General features: G+C 64.6%; 27 protein-coding genes. 9 read left to right on the forward strand and 18 right to left on the reverse strand.

The features are described from left to right. Both BN1188_RS07405 and BN1188_RS07410 read right to left on the reverse strand, forming a co-directional pair. A complete protein-coding gene (locus BN1188_RS07405; RefSeq protein WP_040260787.1) occupies nucleotides 1–312 on the reverse strand; it encodes a hypothetical protein in 312 nt (103 codons plus the stop codon). 200 nt (nucleotides 313–512) lie between these two features. Further along, complete coding sequence (locus tag BN1188_RS07410; RefSeq protein ID WP_040260788.1) at nucleotides 513–1,922, reverse strand: MltF family protein; 1,410 nt, start codon at nucleotides 1,920–1,922, stop codon at nucleotides 513–515. A gap of 141 nt (nucleotides 1,923–2,063) precedes the next feature. Here BN1188_RS07410 and BN1188_RS07415 point away from each other — a divergent pair, with 141 nt between their 5' ends. Continuing rightward, nucleotides 2,064–2,867 (forward strand): TatD family hydrolase, encoded by an 804-nt coding sequence (locus BN1188_RS07415; protein WP_040260789.1) that lies wholly within the window; start codon nucleotides 2,064–2,066, stop codon nucleotides 2,865–2,867. Nucleotides 2,868–2,922: 55 nt separating this feature from the next. On the opposite strand, the gene BN1188_RS07420 is transcribed toward BN1188_RS07415, so the two are convergent. Continuing rightward, nucleotides 2,923–3,714, reverse strand: coding sequence for an RHS repeat-associated core domain-containing protein (locus BN1188_RS07420; protein WP_052469197.1), 792 nt, complete (start codon nucleotides 3,712–3,714; stop codon nucleotides 2,923–2,925). Between the two features lie 277 nt (nucleotides 3,715–3,991). On the opposite strand from BN1188_RS07420, the gene BN1188_RS21585 reads away from it, so the two are divergent. Further along, entirely contained in the window at nucleotides 3,992–4,201 is a 210-nt protein-coding gene (locus tag BN1188_RS21585; protein WP_148485245.1) for a hypothetical protein, read from the forward strand. 34 nt (nucleotides 4,202–4,235) lie between these two features. Here BN1188_RS21585 and BN1188_RS07425 read toward each other — a convergent pair whose 3' ends face one another. The 6 genes from BN1188_RS07425 to BN1188_RS07450 all read right to left on the reverse strand — a co-directional run bounded on the left by BN1188_RS07425 (nucleotide 4,236) and on the right by BN1188_RS07450 (nucleotide 10,047). Further along, complete coding sequence (locus tag BN1188_RS07425) at nucleotides 4,236–5,045, reverse strand: acyl-CoA thioesterase (RefSeq protein ID WP_040260790.1); 810 nt, start codon at nucleotides 5,043–5,045, stop codon at nucleotides 4,236–4,238. 1 nt (nucleotide 5,046) lies between these two features. Beyond that, the gene (locus BN1188_RS07430; RefSeq protein WP_040260791.1) at nucleotides 5,047–5,811 is read right to left on the reverse strand and encodes a hypothetical protein; all 765 of its coding nucleotides are present in this window, start codon (nucleotides 5,809–5,811) and stop codon (nucleotides 5,047–5,049) included. After that, nucleotides 5,808–7,808: a transglutaminase TgpA family protein gene (locus tag BN1188_RS07435; protein WP_040261401.1), complete on the reverse strand. Its 2,001-nt coding sequence runs from the start codon at nucleotides 7,806–7,808 to the stop codon at nucleotides 5,808–5,810. Before BN1188_RS07435 ends, BN1188_RS07430 begins: the two co-directional genes overlap by 4 nt. After that, a complete protein-coding gene (locus tag BN1188_RS07440) occupies nucleotides 7,805–8,761 on the reverse strand; it encodes a DUF58 domain-containing protein (RefSeq protein WP_040260792.1) in 957 nt (318 codons plus the stop codon). Before BN1188_RS07440 ends, BN1188_RS07435 begins: the two co-directional genes overlap by 4 nt. Continuing rightward, nucleotides 8,758–9,675, reverse strand: a complete 918-nt coding sequence (locus BN1188_RS07445; RefSeq protein WP_040260793.1) for an AAA family ATPase — start codon at nucleotides 9,673–9,675, stop codon at nucleotides 8,758–8,760. The genes BN1188_RS07440 and BN1188_RS07445 overlap by 4 nt, the downstream gene beginning before the upstream one ends. 93 nt (nucleotides 9,676–9,768) lie before the next feature. Next, nucleotides 9,769–10,047: a hypothetical protein gene (locus BN1188_RS07450; protein WP_040260794.1), complete on the reverse strand. Its 279-nt coding sequence runs from the start codon at nucleotides 10,045–10,047 to the stop codon at nucleotides 9,769–9,771. A 153-nt stretch (nucleotides 10,048–10,200) separates the two neighbouring features. Here BN1188_RS07450 and BN1188_RS07455 point away from each other — a divergent pair, with 153 nt between their 5' ends. After that, nucleotides 10,201–11,310 carry a patatin-like phospholipase family protein gene (locus BN1188_RS07455; protein WP_040260795.1) on the forward strand — a complete coding sequence of 370 codons (1,110 nt, stop codon included), beginning with the start codon at nucleotides 10,201–10,203 and terminating at the stop codon, nucleotides 11,308–11,310. On the opposite strand, the gene BN1188_RS07460 is transcribed toward BN1188_RS07455, so the two are convergent. After that, a complete protein-coding gene (locus BN1188_RS07460) occupies nucleotides 11,289–12,002 on the reverse strand; it encodes a response regulator (RefSeq protein WP_040260796.1) in 714 nt (237 codons plus the stop codon). The genes BN1188_RS07455 and BN1188_RS07460 overlap by 22 nt on opposite strands. Before the next feature lie 319 nt (nucleotides 12,003–12,321). Between BN1188_RS07460 and BN1188_RS07465 the strand changes: the two genes are divergently transcribed. From BN1188_RS07465 to xopAW, 3 genes are all read left to right on the forward strand, one after another. Beyond that, a complete protein-coding gene (locus BN1188_RS07465; protein ID WP_040260797.1) occupies nucleotides 12,322–13,086 on the forward strand; it encodes a response regulator in 765 nt (254 codons plus the stop codon). Then, a complete protein-coding gene (locus BN1188_RS07470) occupies nucleotides 13,083–14,198 on the forward strand; it encodes an ATP-binding protein (RefSeq protein WP_088776196.1) in 1,116 nt (371 codons plus the stop codon). The genes BN1188_RS07465 and BN1188_RS07470 overlap by 4 nt, the downstream gene beginning before the upstream one ends. 98 nt (nucleotides 14,199–14,296) lie before the next feature. After that, nucleotides 14,297–14,959: a XopAW family type III secretion system calcium-binding effector gene (gene xopAW / locus BN1188_RS07475; RefSeq protein ID WP_040260799.1), complete on the forward strand. Its 663-nt coding sequence runs from the start codon at nucleotides 14,297–14,299 to the stop codon at nucleotides 14,957–14,959. Between the two features lie 49 nt (nucleotides 14,960–15,008). Here xopAW and BN1188_RS07480 read toward each other — a convergent pair whose 3' ends face one another. The 8 genes from BN1188_RS07480 to BN1188_RS07515 all read right to left on the reverse strand — a co-directional run bounded on the left by BN1188_RS07480 (nucleotide 15,009) and on the right by BN1188_RS07515 (nucleotide 21,029). Further along, nucleotides 15,009–16,040, reverse strand: a complete 1,032-nt coding sequence (locus tag BN1188_RS07480) for an AI-2E family transporter (RefSeq protein WP_040260800.1) — start codon at nucleotides 16,038–16,040, stop codon at nucleotides 15,009–15,011. After that, a complete protein-coding gene (locus BN1188_RS07485) occupies nucleotides 16,037–16,882 on the reverse strand; it encodes a DUF4892 domain-containing protein (RefSeq protein ID WP_052469198.1) in 846 nt (281 codons plus the stop codon). The genes BN1188_RS07480 and BN1188_RS07485 overlap by 4 nt, the downstream gene beginning before the upstream one ends. Before the next feature lie 49 nt (nucleotides 16,883–16,931). Next, nucleotides 16,932–17,786: an alpha/beta fold hydrolase gene (locus BN1188_RS07490; protein WP_040260801.1), complete on the reverse strand. Its 855-nt coding sequence runs from the start codon at nucleotides 17,784–17,786 to the stop codon at nucleotides 16,932–16,934. Further along, nucleotides 17,783–18,604 (reverse strand): alpha/beta fold hydrolase, encoded by an 822-nt coding sequence (locus BN1188_RS07495; RefSeq protein WP_040261403.1) that lies wholly within the window; start codon nucleotides 18,602–18,604, stop codon nucleotides 17,783–17,785. The genes BN1188_RS07490 and BN1188_RS07495 overlap by 4 nt, the downstream gene beginning before the upstream one ends. An 88-nt stretch (nucleotides 18,605–18,692) precedes the next feature. Next, the gene (locus BN1188_RS07500) at nucleotides 18,693–19,136 is read right to left on the reverse strand and encodes a hotdog fold thioesterase (RefSeq protein WP_040260802.1); all 444 of its coding nucleotides are present in this window, start codon (nucleotides 19,134–19,136) and stop codon (nucleotides 18,693–18,695) included. Between the two features lie 26 nt (nucleotides 19,137–19,162). Then, nucleotides 19,163–19,639: a phosphohistidine phosphatase SixA gene (gene sixA, locus BN1188_RS07505; RefSeq protein ID WP_040260803.1), complete on the reverse strand. Its 477-nt coding sequence runs from the start codon at nucleotides 19,637–19,639 to the stop codon at nucleotides 19,163–19,165. Then, nucleotides 19,636–19,995, reverse strand: coding sequence for a DUF4389 domain-containing protein (locus tag BN1188_RS07510; RefSeq protein WP_040260804.1), 360 nt, complete (start codon nucleotides 19,993–19,995; stop codon nucleotides 19,636–19,638). The genes sixA and BN1188_RS07510 overlap by 4 nt, the downstream gene beginning before the upstream one ends. Beyond that, the gene (locus tag BN1188_RS07515) at nucleotides 19,992–21,029 is read right to left on the reverse strand and encodes an NAD(P)H-dependent glycerol-3-phosphate dehydrogenase (RefSeq protein ID WP_040260805.1); all 1,038 of its coding nucleotides are present in this window, start codon (nucleotides 21,027–21,029) and stop codon (nucleotides 19,992–19,994) included. Before BN1188_RS07515 ends, BN1188_RS07510 begins: the two co-directional genes overlap by 4 nt. Before the next feature lie 218 nt (nucleotides 21,030–21,247). On the opposite strand from BN1188_RS07515, the gene BN1188_RS07520 reads away from it, so the two are divergent. The 3 genes from BN1188_RS07520 to fabB all read left to right on the forward strand — a co-directional run bounded on the left by BN1188_RS07520 (nucleotide 21,248) and on the right by fabB (nucleotide 25,175). Continuing rightward, nucleotides 21,248–23,152 (forward strand): response regulator, encoded by a 1,905-nt coding sequence (locus BN1188_RS07520; RefSeq protein ID WP_040261404.1) that lies wholly within the window; start codon nucleotides 21,248–21,250, stop codon nucleotides 23,150–23,152. A gap of 275 nt (nucleotides 23,153–23,427) precedes the next feature. Further along, nucleotides 23,428–23,943: a 3-hydroxyacyl-[acyl-carrier-protein] dehydratase FabA gene (gene fabA, locus BN1188_RS07525; RefSeq protein WP_040260806.1), complete on the forward strand. Its 516-nt coding sequence runs from the start codon at nucleotides 23,428–23,430 to the stop codon at nucleotides 23,941–23,943. A gap of 11 nt (nucleotides 23,944–23,954) precedes the next feature. Further along, a complete protein-coding gene (gene fabB, locus BN1188_RS07530; protein WP_040260807.1) occupies nucleotides 23,955–25,175 on the forward strand; it encodes a beta-ketoacyl-ACP synthase I in 1,221 nt (406 codons plus the stop codon). Nucleotides 25,176–25,266 lie beyond the last annotated feature (91 nt).

The raw sequence follows: 25,266 nt of genomic DNA on the forward strand, positions 1-25,266 counted from the left end.
TCAGCGAAGGGTCAGCAACCCCTGGCGCGCGACCCGGGTCAACTGGGCGATCAGCGCCGGTGCCTCTTCGGCGCTCGGGCTCTGGACCACGGCCAGGTCGAAGCGGTTGTCCGGAAGGTGCGTCAGGGACTGGCCGGGATTGAGGAACTGGACCGAAAACGGCGCTGATTTGCCGTTGCGTCGCGGCCAGCCATCGAGGCAACGCAGCAAGGCCGGCTGATGACGACCGACCAGCAGAATGCTTGGAGTATGGGATTTCAGAACGGACCCTGGCAGCGGGGCCAGGCAAACAAGGGCGCGGGGACAACTCATGGCTCGGTACTCTTTATGGCTGCTGCTCTGCCTCACGGTTTGCGCCGGGCAGGTGTGAGGCAACACCGAGCCAGCGTTTTAGCGGTATTTCTGGCTCTGGAATGAGCCCTGGCGCCCCGCAAGTAGCTGTCTAAATCGGCGCATGAAGATCCTAGTGGCGGCAGGAGGCAGTGTCAACCGATGGCCAGCCCGCCAGCGGATCAAGGTTCCAGGCTGTCCCGGGCGCGATTGAAGGCCAGGTAGTACTTGTTCACGTTATTGACGTAGCGTACCGGGGCCAGGCCCAGGCTCTCCATGGCTACCCGCTCTACCTGGAAAAACCAGCGATTGGGGTCCAACCCTCGCTGGCGCGCCTGGGCTCGCAACCGCTGCACGCGCTCAGGGCCTAGGTTGTAGGCCGCCAGCACGAAGGCCATGCGCTCGCGTTCATCCATGTGCTTACTGTTGAAGAAGTTACGGCGAATCAACGCCAGGTAACGCGCCGCCGCCCGAACGCTGTCATCCACGTCATCCATCTGTCTGACGCCGACCCGCCGGGCGGCGGCCGGTGTGATCTGCAAGGGCCCGCTGGCACCGCTGCCGCCCCGGGCATCAGGTGTCAGGTCCGACTCCTTGTACGCCAGCGCAGCCAGGTCCAGCCAGTCCAGGCCCTGTTCCCGAGCGTTGCGCTGCAATACCGGGCGCAGTGCCTCCAGGCGTGCCCGGTCGTCGCGGTCCAGTGGGTTTCGGGTCTGGTAGAGGTCGCGGCAGCCCTCGAGCAACGCCTTGTCCTGATTGGCGGCGGGCTTGTACTGACTGATGAAGGCGCGAACGCTTTCGCTCAACTGTGGCGCGTCCTGGCGAACGTACCAGCTGATCGGCGTTGGCGCCTGGAAGGCCAGCCGCCGCTCCACCCGCAGGTCTGGCATCAGCTTGACCCAACGCTCGGCGATGGGCTGCTCCACCAGCGTCATGGCGTACACCCCGGCGCTGACCATGTCCAGTACATCCTCGACACCGAGGCTGGCATCTGCCCATTCGATCACCATGGGTCGCTTGTGACGCGCTATCAACTGTGCATTGGCGCGGTTGACCGCTTCCTCGGCCGCGCTGCCGGCCACCAGCACCAGGTGCTTGCCAGCCAGTTGATCCAGGTTGTCAAAGGCGCGGTGCTTGCGCGGATGCACCAGTACCAGGTCGCTATTGGCCACGGCGGCGGTGGCCGCCACCGAACGCAGGTTGCCCACGGGTGCCAGGGCCTCGCCTGGAGCAGCCAGGTCCGCTTCCCCGTGCTGCAGCGCGGCCAGCAACTGGCCTTTGGGTCGCGGCACCGCTTGCAAGCGAATCGCCCCATGGCTGCCCTTCTGCGCATTGAGGAAGGCTTCAAACGCCTTCAGGCGGCGGTCTTCGGCGCCCACGGGCGCGCCACCCAGGGTGGCGGAACTGTTGCGACTCTGATTGACCACCACGCGCAATACCTTGGCCTGGCGAATCTGGTTCAGGTCGCGCGCGGCCTTGGCGGGCCGGTGCGTTTCGGCTATCCGAGGCTCAGCGAGCGCAACGGTACAAGTGAAGGCGAAAAGCGCGAGTGTAGCCAGGGTCAAACCCCGGCCAGCAACGGGACCTTTCATCTGTGCTCCGAGGTTAAAAGCCCGCCCCGCTGGCATACTGCCAGGGGCTACCAAAACCGCGCTCATGACGGGAGCGTCGGGTTTTATTTATAAGGGTGAAGCTTTGGTATGCTTTCCGGCCTCAGCCTGAAAGGAGCCACCATGCAACTCATCGACATCGGCGTCAACCTGACCAACCCGGCTTTCGACGAGCAGCACGGTGATCTTCTGCAGCGCGCCTTCGATGCAGGGGTTGTGCAACTGGTGCTGACCGGCACCAGCGGCGAGGTGAGCGAACAGGCGCTTGCCCTGGCTGAACGCCTTGACCCGGCCGGGGAGCGGCTGTTCACGACGGCCGGTGTCCATCCCCACGAAGCCAGCCAGTGGAACAACGACAGCCAGCGACGCATCAAGGCCTTGCTCGGCCATGCCCGTGTACGCGCGGTGGGCGAATGCGGGCTGGATTTCAACCGCGACTTCTCACCGCGCCCCGACCAGGAGCGGGCGCTGGAAGAACAACTCGCCCTGGCGGCCGAGCACCAGCTACCGGTATTTCTCCATGAACGCGACGCTGCCCCGCGTTTGCTGGCGATCCTGCGGGAATGGCGCGACCGTCTCAGCCACGGCCTGGTCCACTGCTTCACCGCCGACCGCACCGAACTTTTCGCCTATCTGGATCTGGACCTGCATATCGGCATCACGGGCTGGATCTGCGACGAGCGCCGCGGCAGCCATCTGCATCCGTTGATGTCGAGCATTCCCCAAGGCCGCCTGATGCTGGAAAGCGACGCGCCCTGGCTGCTCCCCCGCACGCTTCGACCACGGCCGAAGAACGGCCGCAACGAACCTGCGTTCCTGACCGAGGTACTACGCGAAGTCGCTCGACATCGAGGCGAGACGGAACCGGAACTGGCAGCGCATACCACGGCCTGCGCGCGGGCGTTTTTTGGCTTGCCTGTGTTGTAAACCGCCAGGAGTAAGGGAGCAATCAGCTTTTTGCAGAAGACAGACGGCCATGCGATCACATCAACCGGCCCAGATCGACTCTATAACCTCGACTGGAAAAATAAAGCGCGGGCACAGCCAGGGATTCCACGGGAGGCATATAATGCCCCGATCGATTGGTAAGCTCGATCAACCCTTTGTTCTTCCTGATATGGCCAGCCGCGATGACACGATCAACCGGCGTCAAGTCAGCCAGTACGGCATGGCTAGGCACATGACGCTCTTTGATCCAAGGGCTGGCAATTATTTCGCCACCCCCGTCCATTATGAATTTATAGTCTCGCTTCATATGCAATCTAGACATGAAACCAGAATCGGCGGACCTGGCAATCTTGCCAAAAACTTTGGGCGAAGACTGATACAAGGAGAGCTCCCTAGCCAATCTGTTTGACATGCTGTTTACCAAAGAGGGCGCAGGCATGGTCGGTATCAGCGTCCGATTAACTGATTCCAAAAGCTGCCGCACTCCCCGGTTCCCGGACTTGCCGACCACTCCTATGAGCTTAAGCAATCTTGGCGTGCCACCTGAAGGATCCTGCATGTTTATCGGGTCATTCAAGCAATAGGCATGACTGTTCAAGCCGCCCTCTCCGAAAGGGCTGAGCGGATCAGGTTGCATGAATTTTCTTACCAAGGGGCAATAAGCCCGATGCCCGTTTCCGAGCAGATATAATTCAGTTCCCGCCTCCCATCGAACGCCGGAAAAATATATGCCTTCCTTGTCAGGCCACCCATAAATTTCCAGGAATCTCAACGAGCGGCCTGATATATCGGACTGAATGAATCTTGTCGCCGACGCAGCATTCATCACAGCCTCCTCTTGACCGTTGACGAAACGCTAGAATTGCCATGGAAGCGGCCCGTGGCGCTAGCTGGCAGTCTGTCAGTACGGCTGCCCTTTGCTGACCTTGCAGCAAGCGCGAGTACCGCCCAGCGTCTACACTGGCATGCTACCGGGTCATAGCCATGCCGATGAAACTTAGCCCGGTGCTATGGGCCCAATAGGGAAGGACGATTCGCCGTGAAGGCGAGGTTGGATTAACCTTCAACCATGAATCATTCGCATCCTCATTGGAGCTTCTATCATGCTTAGACGCCTCGCTTGTCGTACCGCGGGCCGCGTGCCTGCGGGGTTCCCCACCACGGGGGAGGCTTCGACATCAATGTTCACCCTGCCACTGCTGGGCATCGCGGTTGCCCTGATCGGGCTGGGCGTTGCCACGGCCAACGCCCTGGAAGTCGTGATAGGCGGCATCTGCCTGGTCGCTGCCTTGAGCAAGCCCAGCGGCCTTTGACGCTGAACCCTGTTTACAAGCCAGGCAGGCAACATTAGCCGAACACGGTAACGGTTTGTCGACTGATGGCCAGCAGTTGGTCATCAGCGGTCCATAAGGCCGCCGAGGTATGCCCATAGCCGTCGGCGGCGTGCTCAATGCTTGCCCGGTACTTGTACCAGGCATCCCCTGGCAATGTCGGCATTGGCTGCACGAACTCGATGGTCCAGCTCAAGGTACTCCCCGCCGCGGGTGCCGCCAGGTGCGGTAACAGCGCCGGTGGCCACGCATCGACCAGGGCCAGGACCCGGGCTTCGTCCAGCGCGGCTATCTGCCCCTCGCCCTCCAGGCGCACCCAGCCGCCAATGGCTGGAGATGGAGTATCGCTGTAGGGCAACCCGCCAATGCCCCAGGCCAGCGCCAGATGTCGCAAGTATTCTGGCGTGACGCCCTCGCGGTAACCGACCTTGAAGCACTGACCGGGCGGTTGCACCTCAGGCGCCGGCATGGCCGTCAAGCCGACGCGCGAGGAGCGCGCCGCGCCGAAGCTCCCCTGCATCAGGGTGACGACCTCGCCGTTCTGGAGCGCGCGACCGAGCACCAAGACTACTGATTTGCCAGACCGAAGTACCTCGACTTCAAAAAGGGTAGGCACTTGAAGGGCCGCGGGCGCCACGAAACTGATCGCCAGCGACCGGACTGGCCGGCCTTCCAGGCCTTGCTCGGCCAGGCGACGGCGCATGGCTTCATAGAGTAAGGCAGCCATCAGTCCACCGAAGCCGGCACGGCCCTGGGACCAATCCGAGGAAATGGATACGGGCTGGTCACCATTGCCCAGGGCCGCCAGCAGAGTGTGAAAATCCATGTCAGTGCTTCCGCGCGTTGAGTGACCCGGGTTTTCCCATGACTGCCCTTAACCGGGCAAGGGCCTGATCGGCCAAATGCTCGGCCTGTTGCAGCTCTGCCTGCCATTGCCCAGCTTGCGCCGCAAGAGCCGGGTCTCGCTTGGCCAGATTCACTCTCTGCTGGCGAGCGTGCCACTGGGCAAGGGCAGCCTGAGCGCGCTTGAGTGCCCGGGACAGCTCGCGACTCCTTGAAACCTGCTTTGGATAAGCCTTTATCGCATAGTGAAGGCCTCTGATAAGCAGGCGTAGCCGCTGCCGCCCGCTGCCCGACGAAGCCAGGGCTCGGCGTAAGTGGCGGGCTCGCCTGTCCAGCACTCTGCGGATGCGCCTGTCCAAATTTCCCATGACACCATAGTGGGCATTCGTGCGCAGCAAGGGTACGAGGGTGTCCAAAAGGCGCAACAACTGTAAAAAAGGCTCGTTCTGGGCGAAGCGCGCATAGGTGTGCAATGGGTCCACCTGCGCCGCGCACGAGGGGGCTGGCAAGCGCTCCTTGTCATGCTCGATTGACGCAGCGCGTCGCAAGGCACGAGCCGCATCCTCAAGGCGCTCGATACCAGGCAGCCCTCGTAGCGGTCGCAACAGGCTGCGCAGGCGACGCAGGGCCCTATGCACGTCCTGTAGTGCGCGCTGATCCGTTCCGGCGGCCAATCGGGCCTGGCAATGCAGCAAGCGCACCTGTATGTGGATCAAGCGCTCGATCACTGAATCCAGGGTGTCGCTCATCCATGCCTCCGTGCCATGCCCGCCATGGTCCGGGGGCGCAGTTGGCGCCTGAGCCGCCTGAGCGCTGGCGCGATATCGCCCTGGGCCGCGCTGTCGGTGCCGTAGCGCGCTCGGCTGAAAGCCCAGGTGAAGGCTTCGATTTCAGCAGCCGCGCTGGGCAGCGCCTGGCTGGCTCTTAAGGCGAAATCGCGTGCGCCCTCCCCCGGCGCGCGGATAAGGCCCTCCCGGAACAGCAGCCGCTCGAACGCGGCATACTGGCGCAGCTGTGGATCAGCCTGACGCTGGCGCCATGGCCGCAGCACGAACAAGGCCAAGCCAACCAGTACCAAGGGGCCGCCCAGCGGGAGGACCCACCCGGCGTAATCAGCGAACCAGCGGCTGAGCCATTGGCGCTGCTGGCTTTCCTGGTAGCCAAGCACCCAGCGCTCCCAGCCGTAATTGAGGTTTTCCCAGCCCAGGCGCAGATCATTGAGCCACGAAAACTGCCGGTAACGCAGCGCCGAGAAGGGAGAGCCCGCCAGGAAGGGCTCATCGGCCGCCAGCGCCTCCGCCAGCCCGGCCTCGACTCGTTGCGGTGCCACCGCGGCAGTAGGGTCGGCGCTGATCCAGCCACGCCCGGCGACCCAATATTCGACCCAGGCGTGAGCGTCATACTGGCGAACGCTCCAGTATTGGCCGCGGGGGTTGAATTCCCCACCCTGGTAGCCGATGACTACCCGTGCCGGAATGTCCATGGCTCTGAGCAGGAAAGTCAGCGCACCTGCGTAATGAAGGCAGAACCCCCGCCGGCTGTCGAGGAGAAAGCCGTCGATGCTGTCCGCGCCAAGCGCAGGCGGGCGTAAGGTGTAGTGAAAGTCTTGCTCGTTGAACATGCGCAACAAGGCGTTGACACGGCTGGCCGGTTCGCTGTGAGCACTGGCGACACGCGCGGCCAATGCACGGCTGCGAGGGTTGCCTTGGCTGGGCAAGGCCAGGGCCTGGCGCCGGCTGGCGTCGCCAAGGGTGGGTTCGCGCACGGCTTGCGGCCAGCTTTGCGCGCTATAGGTCAGACTCTGGTCGATCACCCGAGGGCGCTGCCAGCGCAGGTCATAGCCCGGCCTGGCCACGGTGCTGTCCACCTTGCCGGTGTCGAGCACGAACAGCCAGGGCTGACCGGAGGGTTCCTGGATCACCTGGTAGCGAAAGGCGTTGCCCTGGGGTTGCCAGCTCGCACCCTGGCGTACCGCGCCCGGATCGCTCTGGGTCCAGCGCCGACCGTCGAACCTGTCCAGAGTCAAGGCGCGCCAGTAAAGCGCCTGGCGCGGCGGCGCGGCGCCCTGGAAGGCGACGCGGAAGGCCAGATCGGCGGACTGGGCCAGCTCGGCGATATCCCCCGGGGCCACGGTATCGCTCAGCCCGGTTCGCGCCTGGTTGCCAGGCATGGGCAACGACCACAGGGGCCCCATGCGCGGGAAGGCCACGAACAGCACCACCAGCAAGGGGAGGCTCTGGCCGAGCATTGCCCCTGCCCGGCGCAAGGGCGTCCAGTTCCTGGCTGCCTCGGCCGGCAGCTCAAGGACGATCAGTGTCGCCAGCAGCGTTACCAGGGGCAGGAGGCTATAGAGTGCCCAGGCCAGGCTGGCATCGAAGAGGTAGCCTACCGCCAGGCAGAAGAAACCCAGCATCACCAGCACGCGCACATCCCGCGGCCCTTGCACTTCCAGCAGCTTGAGCACCGCAGCCGCTACCAGCAGGGCGGCGGCGAATTCAAGCCCGAGTACCGTGCCTACCGAAAAATACAGCCCTGCCAGGGTGGCGGCCATCACTAGCGTTTTGAACCATGGCCGTGGCCCCCTGCGACCAGAACGGGCCAACCGCCAACGCCACGCCATGCAAGCCAGCCACAAGCCCACGAGCCATGACGGCACTTCAAGGCAAAGCGGCACCAGGGTCAGTGCCTGCGCGACCAGTGCCCAGGCCAGGGTACGGACCGGCAGCGGTGTCGTGGCGGCCTTCATGGCCATGTCTCGACCAGGGCCAAGGCGCGCAGGCAGGCTTGGCGGTGGTCATCGCCGGAGGCGGCGGCCAGGGTCGCGCCGGGCACCTGCAAGGAAAAAGCCTGGCCTTGGCGGCTCAGCTCCAGTACCCAGAAGCAAAGCAGCGAAAGCCGCGTCTCCAAGGGGCCGTCCAGCTGCTCCAGGGACAGTGCCGGATCACGGCCGTGGACTTCGGCGAAGGCCTTGATCAGCAAGGCCTGGCCCTTGGAAAAGGCTTTCCAGTGCAGGCGCCGCCAGGAATCGCCAGGGCGATACTCCTGGAGCCCCTGGAAATCATCCACACCGGTGCCGAGCACCTGCCAATCATGGGCTTCGGCGTCCCGCGCCTGGCCATTGCCAGCCGGTAATGGGCCGGCCAGGGGCCGCGGGTACACCAGCACGCGCTGGCCGAGATCGACCCAGCTCCAGGCGCGAAGCAGGCCCAGGGGAAACCGGGTTTCCAGGCGCAGTCGCGGTACGCGCTGCCAGCCTCGCTGGTGAGTATCCAGACGCAGCTCCTGACGCAAGGCGCCGTCGCCCTCCAGGTCGAACCGCTGCAGCTCTGCGGCGGACCATCCCAGGTGGAGCGCGTGGTACTCACGCCCTTGGCTTTGCAAACCCACCGCTACGCAAGCCGGCTCGCCCGCGAACACAGGCGCTGGAGCCTCGGCGAGGATCAGCAGTCCACCCAGGTTGCGATAGGTGTGCAATATGGCGACCACGAACAGCGCGCCTAGGGTGAACGCCAGGGCATAGGCCATGCTGTTCTGGTAGTTGATGGCAGCGAGTAGAATCAGCACCACGGTGAGCAGAAACCCATAGCCGGCCGCGCTGGGCAGGATGTAGATGCGGCGGTGATCCAGGCGCACCCGTGGCGAAGGCGGCGCGCGCCGAGCCTGCCAGGCGGCCACACGCTGCCCCCAGGCGGTGTTCACAGCACAGGGACCTCACGTAGCAGCCACTGCACCAAGGCCCCGCCGCCCTGCCCGGCTGTCTCGGCGCGCTCGCGCAACCGGTGACTCGCTACCGCTGGCAACACCGCCTGGATGTCTTCGGGGATTACGTAGTCCCGTGCGTCCAGCAGGGCCCAGGCGCGGGCCGCCGCCAGCAGCGCCAGGCTGCCACGTGGAGACAGCGCGCTGCCGAACTGAGGCTGGGTCCGTGTGGCTTCCACCAGGCGCAGCACATAATCGACCACCGCTTCGCTGACCTTGACCCCCTTGGCACGGGCCTGGGCGGCGGCCAACTGACCATGATCGAGCACCGGCGCCAGCCGTGGCAGCAGGTCCCGTCGGGCCTCGCCCATCAGCAGCGCGCGCTCCGCCGCATGGGCGGGGTAGCCGAGGGAGAGTCGCATCAGGAAGCGATCCAGTTGGGATTCCGGCAAAGGAAAGGTACCGCCCTGGGTGGTCGGATTCTGGGTCGCGATTACGAAGAAAGGTTGGGGCAAGGGGCGAGTGGCGCCCTCGATGGTGACCTGGCCTTCTTCCATGGCTTCGAGCAATGCGCTCTGGCTCTTGGGGGTGGCTCGGTTGATTTCGTCGGCCAGGACCAGCTCGGCGAAGATCGGCCCCGGATGAAAGACGAACCTGCCGCTGTCCTTGTCGAACACCGAGGTACCGAGAATGTCTCCTGGCAGCAGGTCGGAGGTGAACTGGATGCGCTGGAACTCCAGCCCTAGGACCTTGGCCAATGTATGGCTCAGGGTCGTCTTGCCCATGCCTGGCAGGTCTTCGATCAGCAGGTGCCCATCGGCGAGCAGGCAGGCCAGCGCCAGACGCACCTGAACCTGCTTGCCAAGGAGTATCTGGTTGATGGCGCCCAAGCACGCCTGCAGTGGATCGACCATGAAAACCTCCTTTTAATGGCCACCGCGACCACTTGCTTCACCCTGCGCCTCGGGCCTCTGGGTAGGCAGCCGCGCCAGGCTGCCCAAGCTCGACTAGCGCCCCGCCCGCGACTCGCGGATGTAGAAACGCGCCTTCTGGGCCTTGGTGGTGCACCCTTCGAAGGCTTCGAACTGCTGCTGGGTCTTGGCGCCGGTCAACAGCGACAGCGCCTTTGAATAACTTACGGTACCGGCGAACCCCTCGGCCTTGGCCAGATCCAGCTCACGCCAGGCGGCGTCCAGCTCGGTGGCGCAGGTATCACGGTAAGCGGTTTTACCGGCACACCCGGCCAGTAATACGGCCAGCAACGGCAGGCAGACCCAAGCTTTCATCGATTCGAACACTCCAGAATTCTTGCATTGTGCAGATAAGACGGTGGGGTGTGACAAAAGTGCCGACGCAGGCGCGCCTGGCGCCTTGCCCACCCCCGACGAACGGCGCATTGTTAACACACCCTGGGCGATAAGAATACGTAGAGGCAGGCGATGAAGAAAACCGTGGCATTGGTGCTTGGCTCAGGCGGCGCCCGCGGGTATGCGCATATCGGCGCGATCGAGGAGATCGAGCGCCGCGGTTATCAGGTGGGCTGTATCGCCGGCTGCTCCATGGGAGCGGTGGTCGGAGGCATCTATGCAGCCGGCAGGCTGGACGCTTACCGACGCTGGATCGAAAGCCTGGATTACCTGGACGTACTGCGTCTGGTGGACGTCAGCTTTCGCATGGGCGCCATCCGCGGCGACAAGGTGTTCGGGCACATCCAGCGCCTGGTCGGCGATCTCAACATCGAGGACCTTCCCATCCCGTTCACGGCCGTGGCGGCTGACCTGACTCACCAGAAAGAAGTCTGGTTCCAGGAAGGCTGCCTGCACCAGGCCATGCGCGCCTCGGCGGCCATTCCAAGCCTGTTCACGCCCGTGATGAAGGGCAATCGCGTGCTGGTCGATGGTGGCCTGCTCAACCCCTTGCCTATCGTGCCGGTCGTGGCCAGTCATTGCGACCTGGTAGTGGCGGTGAACCTCAACGGCACCAGCACCCTTCCTTACGAAATGCCCGAGGTGGCACGACCCGCCGCCTTCCGCGCCCGCTTCGATCGATTGCTCGACGCGCTGGGTTCGCGCATGCCGCAAAGGCGCAAGCAGGCCGAGGCCATCCTGCAGATGGAGCGCAACATTCTCGGCCCCGCCAGCGGGGGCGCCGGTGCCTGGTTTCCTGAGGACCTATGCGAGCCGCCTGCCGAAGGGGCGGCCCAGGTGCGGGAAAGCTTTGGCGAATTCGTGGAAGAAGTGGTGCGGGTGCGGCCCAAGCAGCGGCGGCGCGTCGATCCCGACGAAACGGCACCCGCCTCGGCCAACGGTTCGGTGGTCGTGGACGCGGTCGGACCTGCCTCACTGTTGGACCTGATCAACCAAAGCTTTGAAGTCATGCAGACCTCCCTGGCCCAGTACAAGATTGCCGGCTATCCGCCGGACGTCCTGATCGAAGTGCCCAAGCGAGTGTGCCGCTTCTTCGAGTTCTACAAGGCGCCCGAGTTGATCGCCCTGGGACGGCGGATCGCCCGCGAAGCCTTCGACCGCTACGAGGGCAGGCCCGGCTGAGGCTCCCCTTGAAGCAGCCGATAGCCCACGCCCGCTTCGGTCTGGATGTAGCGTGGGTTTGTAGGGTCGTCCGCCATCTTCTGCCGCAGATGGCCGATGACCACGCGCAAGTAATGGGTATCCTCGCCATGGCTAGGCCCCCAGATATCAAGAAGCAGCTGGCGTTGGGTGACGACCCGGCCTGGATGGCGGGCGAGCGCCGCCAGCACGGCGTATTCCTTGCGGGTCAGGCCCAGCAGGTCCTCGCCCAACCATACCTGGCGACGGGCCAGGTCTACGGTAAGCGCTCCCTGGCAAACTCTCGCCGGCTCAGCAGACGCCTGGCTGGGTTGGCGCAGCAGCGTCCGCACGCGAGCCAGGAACTCCTGGATGCCGAAGGGCTTGGTGACATAGTCGTTGGCACCGCTGTCCAGGGCACGAACCTTTTCTCCCTCATCCGCGCGGACCGACAACACCAGCACCGGCACGGTCGACCAGGCGCGAAGGCCGGCCAACACTGCGTGGCCGTCCATGTCAGGCAGCCCCAGGTCCAGCACCACCAACTGCGGTTGGCCCAGGGCCGCCTGCTCCAGGCCGGTGGCGCCAGTGGCAGCCTCTAGCACACGGTAGCCTTGGGCCTGCAAGCTGATGCGCAGAAAAGTGCGTATCTGTGGCTCGTCATCCACGATCAATACGGTAACAGGGTTGGGCATGATGGCAGGGTTCGGGTAACCGGAGTGAAAGATAAGTCAGGGGTGCAAGGATAGGGGCCCGACGGCGCCATGACTACTGGCCGGTAATCGGTGGACAGCGATCCAAGCCTCCCTTACCCTGCCTGCCGTCCGTCGGCTAATGACTCACTCAAGCCCTTTGTATCGGCGCCGATACATTTAGGAAACCGTGACGACATGCGTGCCCCCTAAGGTGGCCGCCTCCGTATCGGCGTGGCCCGCTACCCTTGCGCGACAAGAGCGCGGCCTTCCGCTAGACCGCCAGCCCTACCGGGCAGTTATCCAGGCAGACGACCCCAGCATGAATACACCCCTGAGCCCCGCGATGGATCGAGACAAGTGCTCGCCCGTTGAAGACGACAAACGTTGGAATACCCGCGCGCTTATCGTCGATGACGACGTGCCTATCCGTGAACTGCTGGTCGATTATCTTGCTCGTTTCGGCATTCTCGGCCACGGTGTGAGTGACGGCGAGGCCATGCGTCAGGCCATGAAAAACGACGCCTATGACGTGGTGGTGCTGGACCTGATGTTGCCTGGCGAAGACGGCCTTTCCCTGTGCCGCCACCTGCGCGCCGAATCGGACATCCCGATTCTCATGCTTACCGCCCGCTGCGAGCCCACTGACCGGATCATCGGCCTTGAACTGGGCGCTGACGACTACATGGCCAAGCCGTTCGAGCCGCGTGAACTGGTGGCACGCATCCAGACCATCCTGCGCCGCGTGCGCGACGACCGCACAGAACAACGCGGCAATGTGCGCTTCGATAACTGGCGGTTGAACAGCGTGCTGCGCCAGTTGACCTCGGCCGAAGGTCTGGTGGTGCCATTGTCCAATGCCGAGTTTCGCCTGCTTTGGGTCTTCCTGGAGCGGCCCCGTCGGGTACTGAGCCGCGAGCAATTGCTCGACGCCGCGCGTGGCCGCTCCATAGAAGCGTTCGACCGCAGCATCGACTTGCTGGTGTCACGCCTGCGGCAGAAGCTCGGCGACGATCCCAAGGCCCCGCAGTTGATCAAGACCGTCCGCGGTGAAGGCTACCTGTTCGACGCGCGGGACATCGGCTGATGCGCCAGGCCGACACGCTGTTCGCCCGACTGTTCGGCGTCTCGGTGATCGCCATCGTCCTGGCCCACCTGCTGGCATTGCTGTGGTTCCACTACTATGGCTTCCCCGAGGGCCCGCCCGGCCCTCCTCCTGCGCCCATGGCACAACCCATGGCGCCCCCGCCAGGACTGAACGACCGGGGCGTTTCGGCTGGGGCACCGGCCGAACGTCCGGGACCACCGGGGCCGCATGGTCCGATGGGGCCGGCGCCGCACGAGCGGCACTTTTTCGAAGGGCCGACGGTACCGCTGGTGTTCCAGCTCATCACCCTGGTAGTCGCGGCCTGGTGGGGCGCGCGTTACCTCTCCCGGCCGATCCGGCGCCTCAGCGAAGCGGCCGAACGCTTGAGCGAAGACCTCGACAGCCCGCCCATGGAAGAAACCGGCCCGATCGAAGCGCGCACCGCCGCCCATACCTTCAACCAGATGCAGCAACGGATTCGTGAACAAGTCCAGCAGCGGGCGCGCATGCTGGGAGCGGTATCCCACGACCTGCGCACGCCACTGTCGCGCCTCAAGCTGCGCCTGGAGCAGGTGGACGATGAGAAGTTGCAGGGCCAGATGCGCCAGGACCTGGATGACATGATCGGCATGCTCGACGCGACCCTGACCTACCTGCACGAAAGACGCACCAGCGAGGCCTTGCAGTGGTACGACGTGCAGGCGCTGGTGGAATCTCTGTGCGAGAACGCCCAGGACAACAGCTTGCCCGCCGAGTCCCGGGGTAGCTGCGCGCCCATCAAGACCCAGCCCATGGCGCTGCGTTCCTGCCTGAGCAACCTGCTGGACAATGCACTGCGTTATGCCGGGCATACGATCATCGAGATGGTGGACGGCCCGGCCGCCGTGGTCATCAGGGTCATCGACCATGGTCCCGGCATCAGCGCCGAAAAGCGCGAGGCGGTGTTCGAACCTTTCTTCCGCCTGGAAGGGTCACGCAATCGCAACTCCGGTGGCGTGGGCCTGGGGATGACCATCGCCCGGGAAGCGGCGTTGCGCCTCGGTGGCAGCCTGGTCCTTGAGGACACCCCGGGGGGCGGCCTCACAGCCGTGGTGCGCTTGCCGCGGGAATGAATCCGCGGCGATACAGAGCCCACACACCCTGGACATCATCCGTTGCAATTGTGTAAGCGCCGGTGAAACGCACCGGCCTTACTCAACGGAGCATGTCCATGATCAGTGGCGTCAGTAGTTCCAGTTACTATTACACGGCAAACTCGCGCAAGAGCAGCAGTACAGACACCAGTTTCCAACAGGCCCTGCTTACCAGCCTGGATGCCGACGAAGACGGCAAGGTCAGCAGCGATGAACTGCAATCAGCCCTCGCCAGCGCGCAAACCAGCGATGATCCGGGCAAGGCAGGTGTGCTGGTCAGCCTGAGCCAATCATTCGGCGACCTGGACAGCGACAGCGATGAGGCCCTGGACCTTGACGAACTTGCTACCTTGAAGCCATCACCACCGCCTGCCAGCATGAACCCCAGCGAGCAGGCTGAAGACCTGATCTCCAGCCTGGACAGCGATGAAGACGGCGTACTGAGCAGCGACGAGCTGAGCGCCGCCATGGACAGCGACAGCGACGGCAGCCAGCTCTTCACCGCGCTGGACAGCGATGGCGACGGCGTGGTGGATACTGACGAGATGACCGCGGCCCTCACGCCTCCTCCACCCCCGCAAGAATGGACGAGCAGCGAGGCCGGCGACGCTACCCAGAACGCTGGGAGCGCTTCGAGCGACAGCACCGAGACGCTCGACCGGATGATCGCCACCCTGGCCCGCCAGTACGGCCTGGACAGCGGCAGCAGCCTGGGAAGCACGCTGAGCACCGCCGCCTGAACCGGCGCCTGGGCTCCTTGGCCCGGTGCCCGCCGCTGGGCGCGAAAAGCTAAGACGCTCGCGCCCAGTCGGTGACCAGCCGGTACCCCACTGCCAGCAGCGTCGGCCCGAGGAACAGGCCGATGAAGCCGAAGGCCAGCAGCCCGCCGAATACGCCCAGCAACACGATGACCAGGGGCAGGTCGCCGCCCCGACTGATCAGGTAAGGCTTGAGCACGTTATCAACCCCACTGATCACGAACGTGCCCCATAGCCCGAGGAACACCGCCATGCCGTAGTGCTCCTGCCAGATCAGCCAGCCCACCGCAGGCACCCAGGCCAGCGGCGGCCCCATCGGGATCAGGCTCAGCAGGAAGGTGACGATGCACAGGACGAGCGCGCCCGGGATGCCGGCAATCAGGAAGCCGATGAGCGCCAGCAGGGCCTGGGCGGCGGCCGTGCCGATCACGCCGTTCACCACACGCTGTACCGTATCGCCTACCAGGGTCAGGTAATAGCTGCCGCGCTCGCCCATGAGCCGCTCGAGCAGGCGCAGTACGAAGGCGGAAATCCGCGGGCCGTCCCGGTAGAAGAAGAAGGTGAACACCAGTGCCAGTGTCAGTTCGACCAGCCCGCCGCCCAGCCGCGCGGTGCGTGCCAGCAGCCAGTTGCCGACCTGTCCCAGATGTGGTTTGAGCCCTTGGAAAAGCGCCGCGCCCTGAGCATCCATGGACGCCCAGAGGCGTGTGAGACGATCGCCGAACATCGGCAGGTTGGCCAGCCAGCCTGGCGGTGGCGGCAGGCCCTCGACCTGGACGTCCCGCACGAGAGCCACCGCATCGCGGACATGGTCAGCCAGGTTGAAGCCCAGCCAGACCAGGGGCAGGAGCACCAGCAACACCCAGCCGCCGGTCAGGAGGGCAGCGGCAAGGGTGGGGCGGCCCCCAAGCCATACCGTGAGTCGCCGCATCAACGGCCAGCTCGCGTAAGCGAGGATCGCGCCCCAGAGCAACGCCGACACGAAAGGCAGCATCACCCAGACACAGGCGACCAGCAGCAGGAGCAGCGCGATCTGCATGAGCAGGCGGTCGGTACTGATCATCGCACAACCTCCAGGATCAGGCCTTCGGACGCGGATTCGCCAAGACCAAGCCGGCTGGCACGAACACCGGACACGACCAGCGCGCTCCGCCAGGCCAACGCCTGGGTGCCGACCAGTCGGACCTGCAAGGTGCTGTCAAGGTTCAGGGTACGGGCGAGCAGAGCAACCCAGGCTTCGCTCGGGGGCCCGGAGAGCTCGCTCAAGCCCAGCCGCCCTGCCTCGCGCAATTCACGTAGCAAGGTCCCGGGAGTAGGCAGCAATGGCCCCAGCGGCTGGGCGGGCTGGAAGGTTTCGGCCAGGAGCGCGGCGGTTCGATTGCCCCGCACCACGGCGTAGATCGCAACCAGTTGGCCCGGATCGCCTGCCGCTTCACGGGCGAGCAGAAAGGCTTGTTGATCATCGTTACCGAGCAGGTACCGGCTGGCGAAGATGTCATTGGCCCACAGGTTGCTGTCACCGCACTCCCTGCCCTCGCACCAGAACACGAATTGGGCACCCCTTGCGCGCAGGGCCTGGCGAGCGACCTTGAAGGCCTGCGCCGCGCTGTGCTCGGCCGGCAGCTCCCAGGTCATCGAGGCGAGATCGCCACGCTGCTCCACGCGCCCCTCCATGCGCAGCGTGCTGCCAATGCGCCGCAGGCTGCCCAACGGATACAGGCGTTCCACCACCTGGAGTCCGCGCTGCTCCAGCAAGCGGCCCTGCTCCGGGCCCAGCTTCTCCAGGAAGGCTTCGGGCGAGCTGGCAGCTAGAACCGGAGCAGACAGGGAAAGGGCCAGTATCAACGGCAGCGGGCAATGGCGGGCACTAAGCCACGGGCGAAAACGGCGCAGCGGATACGGCATGGCAGACTCCCTCGGAACCGATCAAGGGTCGGCAGTCACCGCCGTCAAGTCAAGGCGCGAGAATGAAACTATTGATACAGCCTGCTACAAGCTCAGCGCCCACGTCGTCATCCAGATGCAGATGATGCCGGCCCGGCAGCCACTTGCGCTTAAAGGGCAACGATTCCAGTGGCACCTGGCGCTGCGCAAGTAAGCCCTGCTTGCCCAGCAACAGCAAGGTCGGGCACTGGATAGCCTGAACCATGGCCCAGGCCTGGGCAGGCTCCATGCGCACCGGGGTGGTCAGGGTCAGTCGATTGTCGCTGCGCCAGGTGAAACCTCCTTCCACCGCCATCAGCCCCCGCTCGGCCAGCAGGCTGGACGCGCTTTCACTCACTGGCAGCCGGCTCAGGCAACGGGCCCGCACTGCCTGGGCCCGATCAGGATAAAGCGGCTTGCGTCGCTCTGGATGGGCCAGCTGCTCGCGAAGGGCCTGCCCAAGGCGCTGGGCTGGGTCCGTCGGGGAGCCGTCCGGCGGTACCAGGCCTTCGATGAGCACCAGGCGCTCGATGCGTTCGGGCATGGCGGCGGCCAACTGCGCCGCAATGATCGCGCCCATGGAATGGCCGACCAGGGAAAACCTCGGCCATTGCAGTTGCCCGGCCACCTCGAGGATGTCCCGTGTGTATTCCCAATGGGGGTAAAGACTGCCCGGCGGGCGATGGCCCGACAGCCCATGCCCGGCCAGGTCGAGGCATAGCAGATGCAAGCCAGGCAAGCGCGGTCGTAGCCGTGCGAAGCTATTGGCATTGTCGAGCCAGCCATGCAGCGCGATCACTGGCGGCGCGGCGCGCGGCCCCTGCCGCAGGCCGGCCAGCTCGATATGGGACAAGCTGAAGCGAATCGGCTCCGCAGGGTCATTCATCGCGCCTGGCCCTCGAGTTGCCAGCGATGCAGCAGTTCGCGCACGAGCTGGGCGGTCATCAGCGGACGTTCGAAGGGAAACATATGGCCGCCAGGCAGGCGATGGAACTCACCACGCGGCAGGCGCCGGGCGTTACGACCATGATGCGGCAGCACGACCCGGCTGCGCTCGCCGCCGATGACCGCCACGGGCAGCGCCAGGTCGGCAGGGCGTCCGGGGCTGACATGCGGAACGCTGCGGTAGATGCGGATCTCCGTGTCTGGATCGAAGGCCAGGCGCAGCCCTGCACCGCCCCGTGCCTCGGCCGCTTCGTCCGTCTTCAGACCATGGTCCAGATAGGCCTCGAGGCAATCGGGGTCGAAGTCCTTGAACAGGGCCTTGCTCAGAAAATATTCGCGGGCACTGGCCCGATCGGCGAACCGCTCGCGTCGCCCCAGGGTTCGGCCAGCGGGCGTGAGGCGGTCGATTAACCCCATGCGCTTGGCGGCGCGGATCAGCCACCGGTCGGTGCTGCTCAGTAGAGGTGAATCGAGCATGATCACGCCCCGGTAGAGTGCCGGCTGGCGCAAGGCGGCATGCAGGTGCAGGACGCCTCCCAGTGAATGACCAACGCCCCAGACAGGCCTGGCTTGCGCCCGCACATGATGCAGCAGCTCATCGACCAGAGACTGCCAGTTGTCCTCCACGGGGAACCGAGGGTCATGGCCATGCTGCGGCAGGCTGCGCACGACGAACTCCGGCTCCAGGGCCGCGAACAGCTTGCCATAGGTGGCCGACGGGAAACCGTTGGCATGGGCGAAGAAGACAATGTCCGACATGGTATCGAGCTCAGTGAAACCGACACTCGAATTGTGCTCATCGGCCCGAGCGGCCACAACGCGCGAATCGGCCATCGGACAGGGCAACTCAGCCGGCGGCGGCGGATTTGTCCAAAGGCATCACCGCTACCGTCAGCCGCGAAATGCAGCTGGGCCTGCCTTGCTGATCGACCAGGCGGATGTCCCATACATGGGTGCTACGGCCAATATGCACTGGCCGCGCGGTCGCGGTTACCCGGCCGCTGCGCACGCCTCTGAGGTGGTTGGCGTTGACTTCCAGGCCAACGCAATAGAAGCGGGTACGGTCCACGCACAGCATGCTGGCCACCGACCCCACGCTTTCGGCCAGCACCACCGAGGCGCCCCCGTGAAGCAGGCCATAGGGCTGGTGTGTACGGGCGTCCACCGGCATGCTCGCGGTGAGGAAATCCTCCCCGACCGCCTCGAAGCGGATGTCCAGCAAACCGCCGATGGTGTCCCGCTGGCTAGCGTTCAAGACGTCCAGGTCGGGAGTGGAATGCCAAAGGGTCATGGGGTTGTCCTTGCCCGAGGGCCTTGTCAATGGGAATGCCGCAGGCTGCGCAGGGTCATCAGGCCCGGCAAGGGAGCGACGCCTTCAAGCCGCGCCAGGCTGGCGGTGCCCATGGCATGGGGGCTGGCGCGCTCGCCCCGGTCCAACAAACCGAGCAGGGTGCCGACCAGGGGCTGGTGGCTGACCAATAAGAGCTGGTCGAGCCCAAGCCTGTCCAGTTCCGCCATGACCTGTTCCGGGTCGCTGTCCGGCGTGAGCCAGTCCACCGTCCGCAGGGCCGGCGGTTCAGCCAGCACAGCGCAGACCACCTCGGCGGTTTGCTGGGCGCGAAGGTAAGGGCTGACCAGAATAAGCTGCAAGGGCTCGCCCAGAAGGTGTCTCGCGCTGCGCGCCACTTCTTCCCGACCAGCCGACGTCAGCGCTCGCTCGGCATCCACGCGGGCGGCACCCACGGCCTCGCCATGGCGCAGTATCCATAGGGTACGCAGGACAGGCTCGCTCATAGCGGTGGCTCCTCGCCCTGCGCCGACGAAGGTGCCGGCGCTGGCGCGGCGGGTGTAGTGACCACCGGCGGAAAGTCTCCGGGCCGTGCCGCTGGCCAGTCGGCGAAGGGCCAGGGCTTCTGCTCGCTGTGGAAGCTGCCGAACCGCGCAATCTGCGCCAGGTAGCGGCCCAGGCTGTCACCGAAGGTCATCAGGCCTTCATGCGGTACGCCATTGAGTAGCCGACACAACAACTGCAGCAGCACCACGGCGGCCAGCAACAGCTGCGCCCCTTGCCAGACCAGCAGGAACAGCAGCATCCAGACAACACGCAGGGCGATGGACTCTTGCTCGGGTTGGAAGCGGGGGGCGCTCATGGCAGTTCCTCGTTGAAGCCGCTATCGGGAATGAAATCGACATCCGTCTTGGGTTCGGCGCGCATCAGCAGCTCGATGACCTGCTCGAGCGTCCGACCCTCGAAGAGGATGGCATGCAGGCCCGCCACCAGCGGCATGTAAACCTGCAACTGCTGGGCACGGGCCCTCAGTACCTTCAGGGTATTCACCCCTTCCGCCACCTCGCCAAGGCGAGTCACCGCCTGCTCGAGGCTCAACCCCTGGCCCAGCGCATACCCGACCTGGTAGTTGCGGCTCTTGGGCGACGAGCAGGTCACCAGCAGATCTCCCACCCCGGCCAGGCCAAGGAAGGTCGTGGGCCGGGCACCCTGGCTCACGGCGAAGCGGGTCATTTCCGCCAGCGCGCGGGTGATCAGCATGCTGCGGGTGTTTTCACCCATGTTCAAGGCGGCGGCCAGGCCGGCGATGATGGCATAGACGTTCTTGAGCGCGCCCCCCATCTCCACGCCGAAGCGATCACTGCTCGCGTAGACGCGGAAGCGGCGCCCATGCAGGGACGCCTGTACCGCCTGGCACAGCGCGGCATCACTACTGGCGACCACGGTGGCGGTAAGCTCGTGCTCGGCGATCTCCCGCGCCAGGTTGGGGCCTGAAAGCACGCCGAGGCGCGCTGCCGGTGCGATCTGGGCCAGGATCTCGCTCATCAGCAGAAAGGTGTCCGCCTCGATGCCTTTGGTCAGGCTGACCAGCATCTTTCCGGCCAGCTTTTGCGCGTGCGGCGCGAGCACCGCCCGCAGTGCGCTCGAGGGCAACGCCACGAACAAGAGCTCGCTGCCCGCCAATACCGCCTCGAGGTCGACCGTCGGCTCCACGGCAGGGTGCAACTTTATGCCCTTCAGGTAACGGGGATTCTCGCGCTCCGTGCGCATCGCCTCGGCCTGCGCCGCGTCGCGCATCCACTGGCGAACCCGATGGCCGTTTTCCCCAAGCAGGTTCGCCACCGCGGTGCCGAAGCTGCCGCCGCCCAGGACCGCGATCGGTTGCTGTTCAGACATAAAGACTTCCTTGGAACCTTGTTAGGCGGTTCGTCATTATACGGAGCGATACTTGCAGAACCAGCCCCAGTGCCTCAGGCACCACCGACTATCGCCGCGTGCCAGGAAGGATGTCGCGGCCCTGGAAATGTTCAGGATCCTGGGTAAGATGCCCGCTTCCCGAGCCGATGCCATTAAAAAGCGATCAGCATGTCGTATTCCTGCCGAGCAAGTCGCCCATGAACCTTAGATGGAGCGGCGACATCCATGCCAGAACTCAGATCATCAGCCTGGGCCCCGCCCTTCTGCTAACGCTGCTGCTGATCTGTTTCTTCACCTTCGTGCGGATCCAGGATCTGCGCCAGGAAATGACCCACACGGGGCAGTTGATCGCCAATCAGCTGGCCCCGGCGGCTGAATACGGGGTACTGGCGAACAATACCGAGGTGCTCGACGGGCTGCTAAGGGCCACCCTGGGCATTCCTCACGTGCGTTTCCTCGAAGTGCAGGACCGTGATGACAACATCGTTATCTACCTGGAGCAGCCCAGCGTGGGCAACGCTTCAGCCACGCCTGTGCAGGTGTTCCAGGCGCCGATTCGCCTGCAGCGCTTCGCGGGAGGCGGCGAACGCAAACGCAGCGTGGGCGGGGAACCGGAAGACGAGTATCTGGGGCGCGTCGTGGTGGGCATGTCGGACGACGCCTTCAACGAACGCCAGCAGGAGATAGTGGTCAAGGCCGGGGTACTGGCCCTGTTTACCCTTGCCGTCACCTTCCTGATGGCGCGACGACTGTCGCGGGGTCTTTCGCAGCCCATTCGTGACATGGGCGCGGCGGTCAAGGCTATCCGCCAGGGCGATTTCAAGGCCACCCTGCCCGTGGAGCGGGACAGCGAGCTCGGAGCCCTGGCGCAACATATCAATGACCTGGCGCAAGGCCTGGAGCAAGCCAGTCGCGAGCAGCGGGAGGCCATGCAGCAGTTGATCCAGACTCGTGAAGAGGCTGAACGCGCCAACAGCGCCAAGACTGAGTTCCTGGCAATGATGAGTCACGAGCTGCGCACGCCGATGAACGGTGTCCTGGGCATGCTGCAGCTGTTGGAAACCACCTCCCTGAGCGAAGAACAGCGTGAATATGCTGCTCTGGCGACCCAGTCCACCGAGCACCTGCTGAAGGTGATCAACGACATCCTGGATTTCTCTCGGATCGAGCGCACCGGACTGGAACTGGAACACATCCCCTTCAACCTGGGCGAGTTGTTCAACGAATGCGTGCATTCCTTCCAGCACAGCGCCGTGAGCAGCGGTCTGTCCCTGGAACTCCTGGCGCCGGAGGGCTTCGCGCGCTGGGAAGTCCAGGGCGACCCCACCCGGATTCGCCAGATCCTGGTGAACCTGATCGGCAATGCCCTGAAGTTCACCGAGGAAGGCGGCGTCCGTATCGAGCCCCAGTGCCAGGTTCTGGACGATCGTCTGATCTGGCTTACCTGCGAGGTCAAGGACACCGGCATCGGCATAGACCCTCAGGAGCTGGAGCGTATGTTCGTGGCCTTCCAGCAAGCCGACAGTTCGATCTCGCGCCGTTACGGCGGAACCGGCCTGGGCCTGCCGATAGCACGCAACCTGGCAGAGCGCATGGGTGGCACCCTAAAGGCCCGCAGTGGCGATGGCAGGGGCTCAGTGTTCACACTGGAGATGCCACTGGCGTTGAACCTCAAGCCGGCCCAGGCCAAGGGCGCGCAAGCCCCGGAGGGCCGAACCAATGCCACGCTCGAAGGTCAGAACCATCATGTATTGCTCGTCGAGGACAACCCGGTCAACCAGACGGTCATCGAGGCCATGCTGCGTAGCCTCGGCTATGAAGTGAGCGTGGTGGGCGATGGGGCACAGGCGGTCGACCGGGTGCGCGACCAGACATTCGACGCCGTACTGATGGATTGCCGCCTGCCCGTGGTGGATGGCTACGAAAGCACGCGGCGCATCCGCCGCTTGCCAGAGCGGCACGGCCTGCCCATCATTGCGCTGACCGCCAATGCGTTGCTGGGGGATCGCGAAGCCTGCCTGGAAGCCGGCATGGACGACTACCTGGCCAAGCCGTTCAAGCGCACCGACCTGCAGCAGCTGCTACAGCGCTGGCTGGCCTGAGCGGCGCGGCCCGGTTGCCCTGCAAAGCAGTGCCCATCGGTGGTACAGTGCGCCAGCTTCGCGGCACCCGGGCGCCTTCCGGCTGCCCACGGACGCGGGCAACGGTCTATATGGCCAGCCATGGATTCGACCGGGAGGGCGACATCGGGTCGCCCCCTGTGACTTTAACCACGACGCTTTAGTCTATGACTAGGCTGCCGGCCAGGGGAACATGCCCCTTCACCGCCGGCCGGGACGATTTACCCCTGCCCGGCAGGGACCATTGAGGAGCTCGCATGACCAAACAACACGCCTTTACCCGGGAAGATCTGCTGCGCTGCAGTCGCGGCGAGCTCTTCGGCCCAGGTAACGCGCAATTGCCCGCCCCCAACATGCTGATGGTGGACCGCATTACCCACATCAGCGACGAAGGCGGCAAGTACGGCAAAGGTGAATTGGTCGCCGAGCTGGACATCAATCCGGACCTGTGGTTCTTTGCCTGCCACTTCGAAGGCGACCCGGTGATGCCTGGCTGCCTGGGCCTGGACGCCATGTGGCAGCTGGTCGGTTTCTTCCTCGGCTGGCAAGGCCTGCAAGGCCGTGGCCGCGCGCTGGGCTCGGGCGAAGTGAAGTTCTTCGGTCAGGTTCTGCCCACCGCCAGCAAGGTTACCTATAACATTCATATCAAACGCGTCCTCAAGGGCAAGCTGAACATGGCCATCGCCGACGGTTCGGTCAGCGTCGACGGTCGCGAGATCTACACCGCCGAGGGCCTTCGGGTCGGCGTCTTCACGTCCACTGACAATTTCTAAGGGTTACTTGCATGCGCCGCGTCGTTATCACGGGTCTAGGCATCGTTTCGTGCCTGGGCAATGACAAAGACACCGTATCCGCCAACCTGCGCGCAAACCGCCCCGGCATCCGCTTCAACCCGGAATACGCCGAAATGGGGCTGCGTAGCCAGGTCTCCGGCTCGGTCGATCTGAACCTCGAAGAGCTGATCGACCGCAAGGTATTCCGTTTCGTCGGCCACGCCGCGGCCTACGCCTACCTGGCCATGGAACAGGCCATCAAGGACTCCGGGCTGTCCGAGGAACAGGTCTCCAATCCGCGTACCGGCCTGATCGCCGGCTCCGGTGGCGCTTCCACCCTGAACCAGATGGAAGCCCTGGACATCCTTCGCGAGAAGGGCGTCAAGCGGGTAGGACCCTACCGGGTGACGCGCACCATGAGCAGCACGGTGTCGGCCTGCCTGGCCACCCCCTTCAAGATCAAGGGGCTGAACTACTCGATTGCCTCGGCCTGCGCCACCAGCGCCCATTGCATCGGCGCGGCCATGGAGCAGATCCAGCTGGGCAAGCAGGACGTGGTCTTCGCCGGCGGCGGTGAAGAGGAACACTGGACCCAGTCGTTCCTCTTCGACGCCATGGGCGCGCTCTCGTCCAAGTACAACGAGACGCCGGATAAAGCCTCGCGCGCCTACGATGCCCAGCGCGACGGCTTCGTGATCGCCGGCGGCGGCGGGATGGTGGTGGTCGAGGAGCTGGAACACGCCCTTGCCCGTGGCGCCAAGATCTACGCCGAGATCGTCGGCTATGGCGCTACCTCCGACGGCTACGACATGGTCGCCCCCAGCGGCGAAGGCGCCATCCGCTGCATGCAGCAGGCCTTGGCTACGGTCGATACCCCCATCGACTACCTCAACACCCATGGCACTTCCACGCCAGTGGGGGACGTGGCGGAGATCCGCGGCGTTCGCGAAGTGTTCAAGGACAAGGCGCCCGCCATCAGCTCCACCAAGAGCCTTTCGGGTCACTCCCTGGGCGCGGCGGGCGTGCACGAGGCGATCTACTGCATGCTGATGATGGAAGGCAACTTCATCGCCGGCTCGGCCAATATCGACGAGCTCGACCCGGAAGTAGCCGACATGCCGATCCTGCGGGAAACTCGCGAGAACGTGCAGATCAACACCGTCATGAGCAACAGCTTCGGTTTCGGTGGCACCAACGCTACCCTGGTGCTCAAGCGCTGGGAAGGCAAGTAGGCCGCAAGCATCGCCTGCAGGCTGGAAACGACAGCGGCGCCCCGAGGGGCGCCGCTTGTCTTTTAGGCTACACTACGGCCCCTCGAACCTC

The sequence above is a fragment of the Pseudomonas massiliensis genome (assembly GCF_000826105.1).
Lineage (GTDB): Bacteria > Pseudomonadota > Gammaproteobacteria > Pseudomonadales > Pseudomonadaceae > Aquipseudomonas > Aquipseudomonas massiliensis.

Coding starts and splice junctions, on each gene's coding strand:
- BN1188_RS07445 (WP_040260793.1), bottom strand. CDS start 9,675: ATGGTCGATCCACTGCAGGCGTGCTTGGGCGCCATCAACCAGATACTC.
- BN1188_RS07435 (WP_040261401.1), bottom strand. CDS start 7,808: ATGAAGGCCGCCACGACACCGCTGCCGGTCCGTACCCTGGCCTGGGCA.
- BN1188_RS07455 (WP_040260795.1), top strand. CDS start 10,201: ATGAAGAAAACCGTGGCATTGGTGCTTGGCTCAGGCGGCGCCCGCGGG.
- BN1188_RS21585 (WP_148485245.1), top strand. CDS start 3,992: ATGCTTAGACGCCTCGCTTGTCGTACCGCGGGCCGCGTGCCTGCGGGG.
- sixA (WP_040260803.1), bottom strand. CDS start 19,639: ATGAGCGAGCCTGTCCTGCGTACCCTATGGATACTGCGCCATGGCGAG.
- BN1188_RS07520 (WP_040261404.1), top strand. CDS start 21,248: ATGAACCTTAGATGGAGCGGCGACATCCATGCCAGAACTCAGATCATC.
- BN1188_RS07415 (WP_040260789.1), top strand. CDS start 2,064: ATGCAACTCATCGACATCGGCGTCAACCTGACCAACCCGGCTTTCGAC.
- BN1188_RS07500 (WP_040260802.1), bottom strand. CDS start 19,136: ATGACCCTTTGGCATTCCACTCCCGACCTGGACGTCTTGAACGCTAGC.
- BN1188_RS07460 (WP_040260796.1), bottom strand. CDS start 12,002: ATGCCCAACCCTGTTACCGTATTGATCGTGGATGACGAGCCACAGATA.
- BN1188_RS07495 (WP_040261403.1), bottom strand. CDS start 18,604: ATGTCGGACATTGTCTTCTTCGCCCATGCCAACGGTTTCCCGTCGGCC.
- BN1188_RS07480 (WP_040260800.1), bottom strand. CDS start 16,040: ATGATCAGTACCGACCGCCTGCTCATGCAGATCGCGCTGCTCCTGCTG.
- BN1188_RS07450 (WP_040260794.1), bottom strand. CDS start 10,047: ATGAAAGCTTGGGTCTGCCTGCCGTTGCTGGCCGTATTACTGGCCGGG.
- BN1188_RS07515 (WP_040260805.1), bottom strand. CDS start 21,029: ATGTCTGAACAGCAACCGATCGCGGTCCTGGGCGGCGGCAGCTTCGGC.
- BN1188_RS07485 (WP_052469198.1), bottom strand. CDS start 16,882: ATGCCGTATCCGCTGCGCCGTTTTCGCCCGTGGCTTAGTGCCCGCCAT.
- BN1188_RS07425 (WP_040260790.1), bottom strand. CDS start 5,045: ATGGATTTTCACACTCTGCTGGCGGCCCTGGGCAATGGTGACCAGCCC.
- BN1188_RS07510 (WP_040260804.1), bottom strand. CDS start 19,995: ATGAGCGCCCCCCGCTTCCAACCCGAGCAAGAGTCCATCGCCCTGCGT.
- fabB (WP_040260807.1), top strand. CDS start 23,955: ATGCGCCGCGTCGTTATCACGGGTCTAGGCATCGTTTCGTGCCTGGGC.
- fabA (WP_040260806.1), top strand. CDS start 23,428: ATGACCAAACAACACGCCTTTACCCGGGAAGATCTGCTGCGCTGCAGT.
- BN1188_RS07430 (WP_040260791.1), bottom strand. CDS start 5,811: ATGAGCGACACCCTGGATTCAGTGATCGAGCGCTTGATCCACATACAG.
- BN1188_RS07420 (WP_052469197.1), bottom strand. CDS start 3,714: ATGAATGCTGCGTCGGCGACAAGATTCATTCAGTCCGATATATCAGGC.
- BN1188_RS07405 (WP_040260787.1), bottom strand. CDS start 312: ATGAGTTGTCCCCGCGCCCTTGTTTGCCTGGCCCCGCTGCCAGGGTCC.
- BN1188_RS07490 (WP_040260801.1), bottom strand. CDS start 17,786: ATGAATGACCCTGCGGAGCCGATTCGCTTCAGCTTGTCCCATATCGAG.
- BN1188_RS07465 (WP_040260797.1), top strand. CDS start 12,322: ATGAATACACCCCTGAGCCCCGCGATGGATCGAGACAAGTGCTCGCCC.
- xopAW (WP_040260799.1), top strand. CDS start 14,297: ATGATCAGTGGCGTCAGTAGTTCCAGTTACTATTACACGGCAAACTCG.
- BN1188_RS07410 (WP_040260788.1), bottom strand. CDS start 1,922: ATGAAAGGTCCCGTTGCTGGCCGGGGTTTGACCCTGGCTACACTCGCG.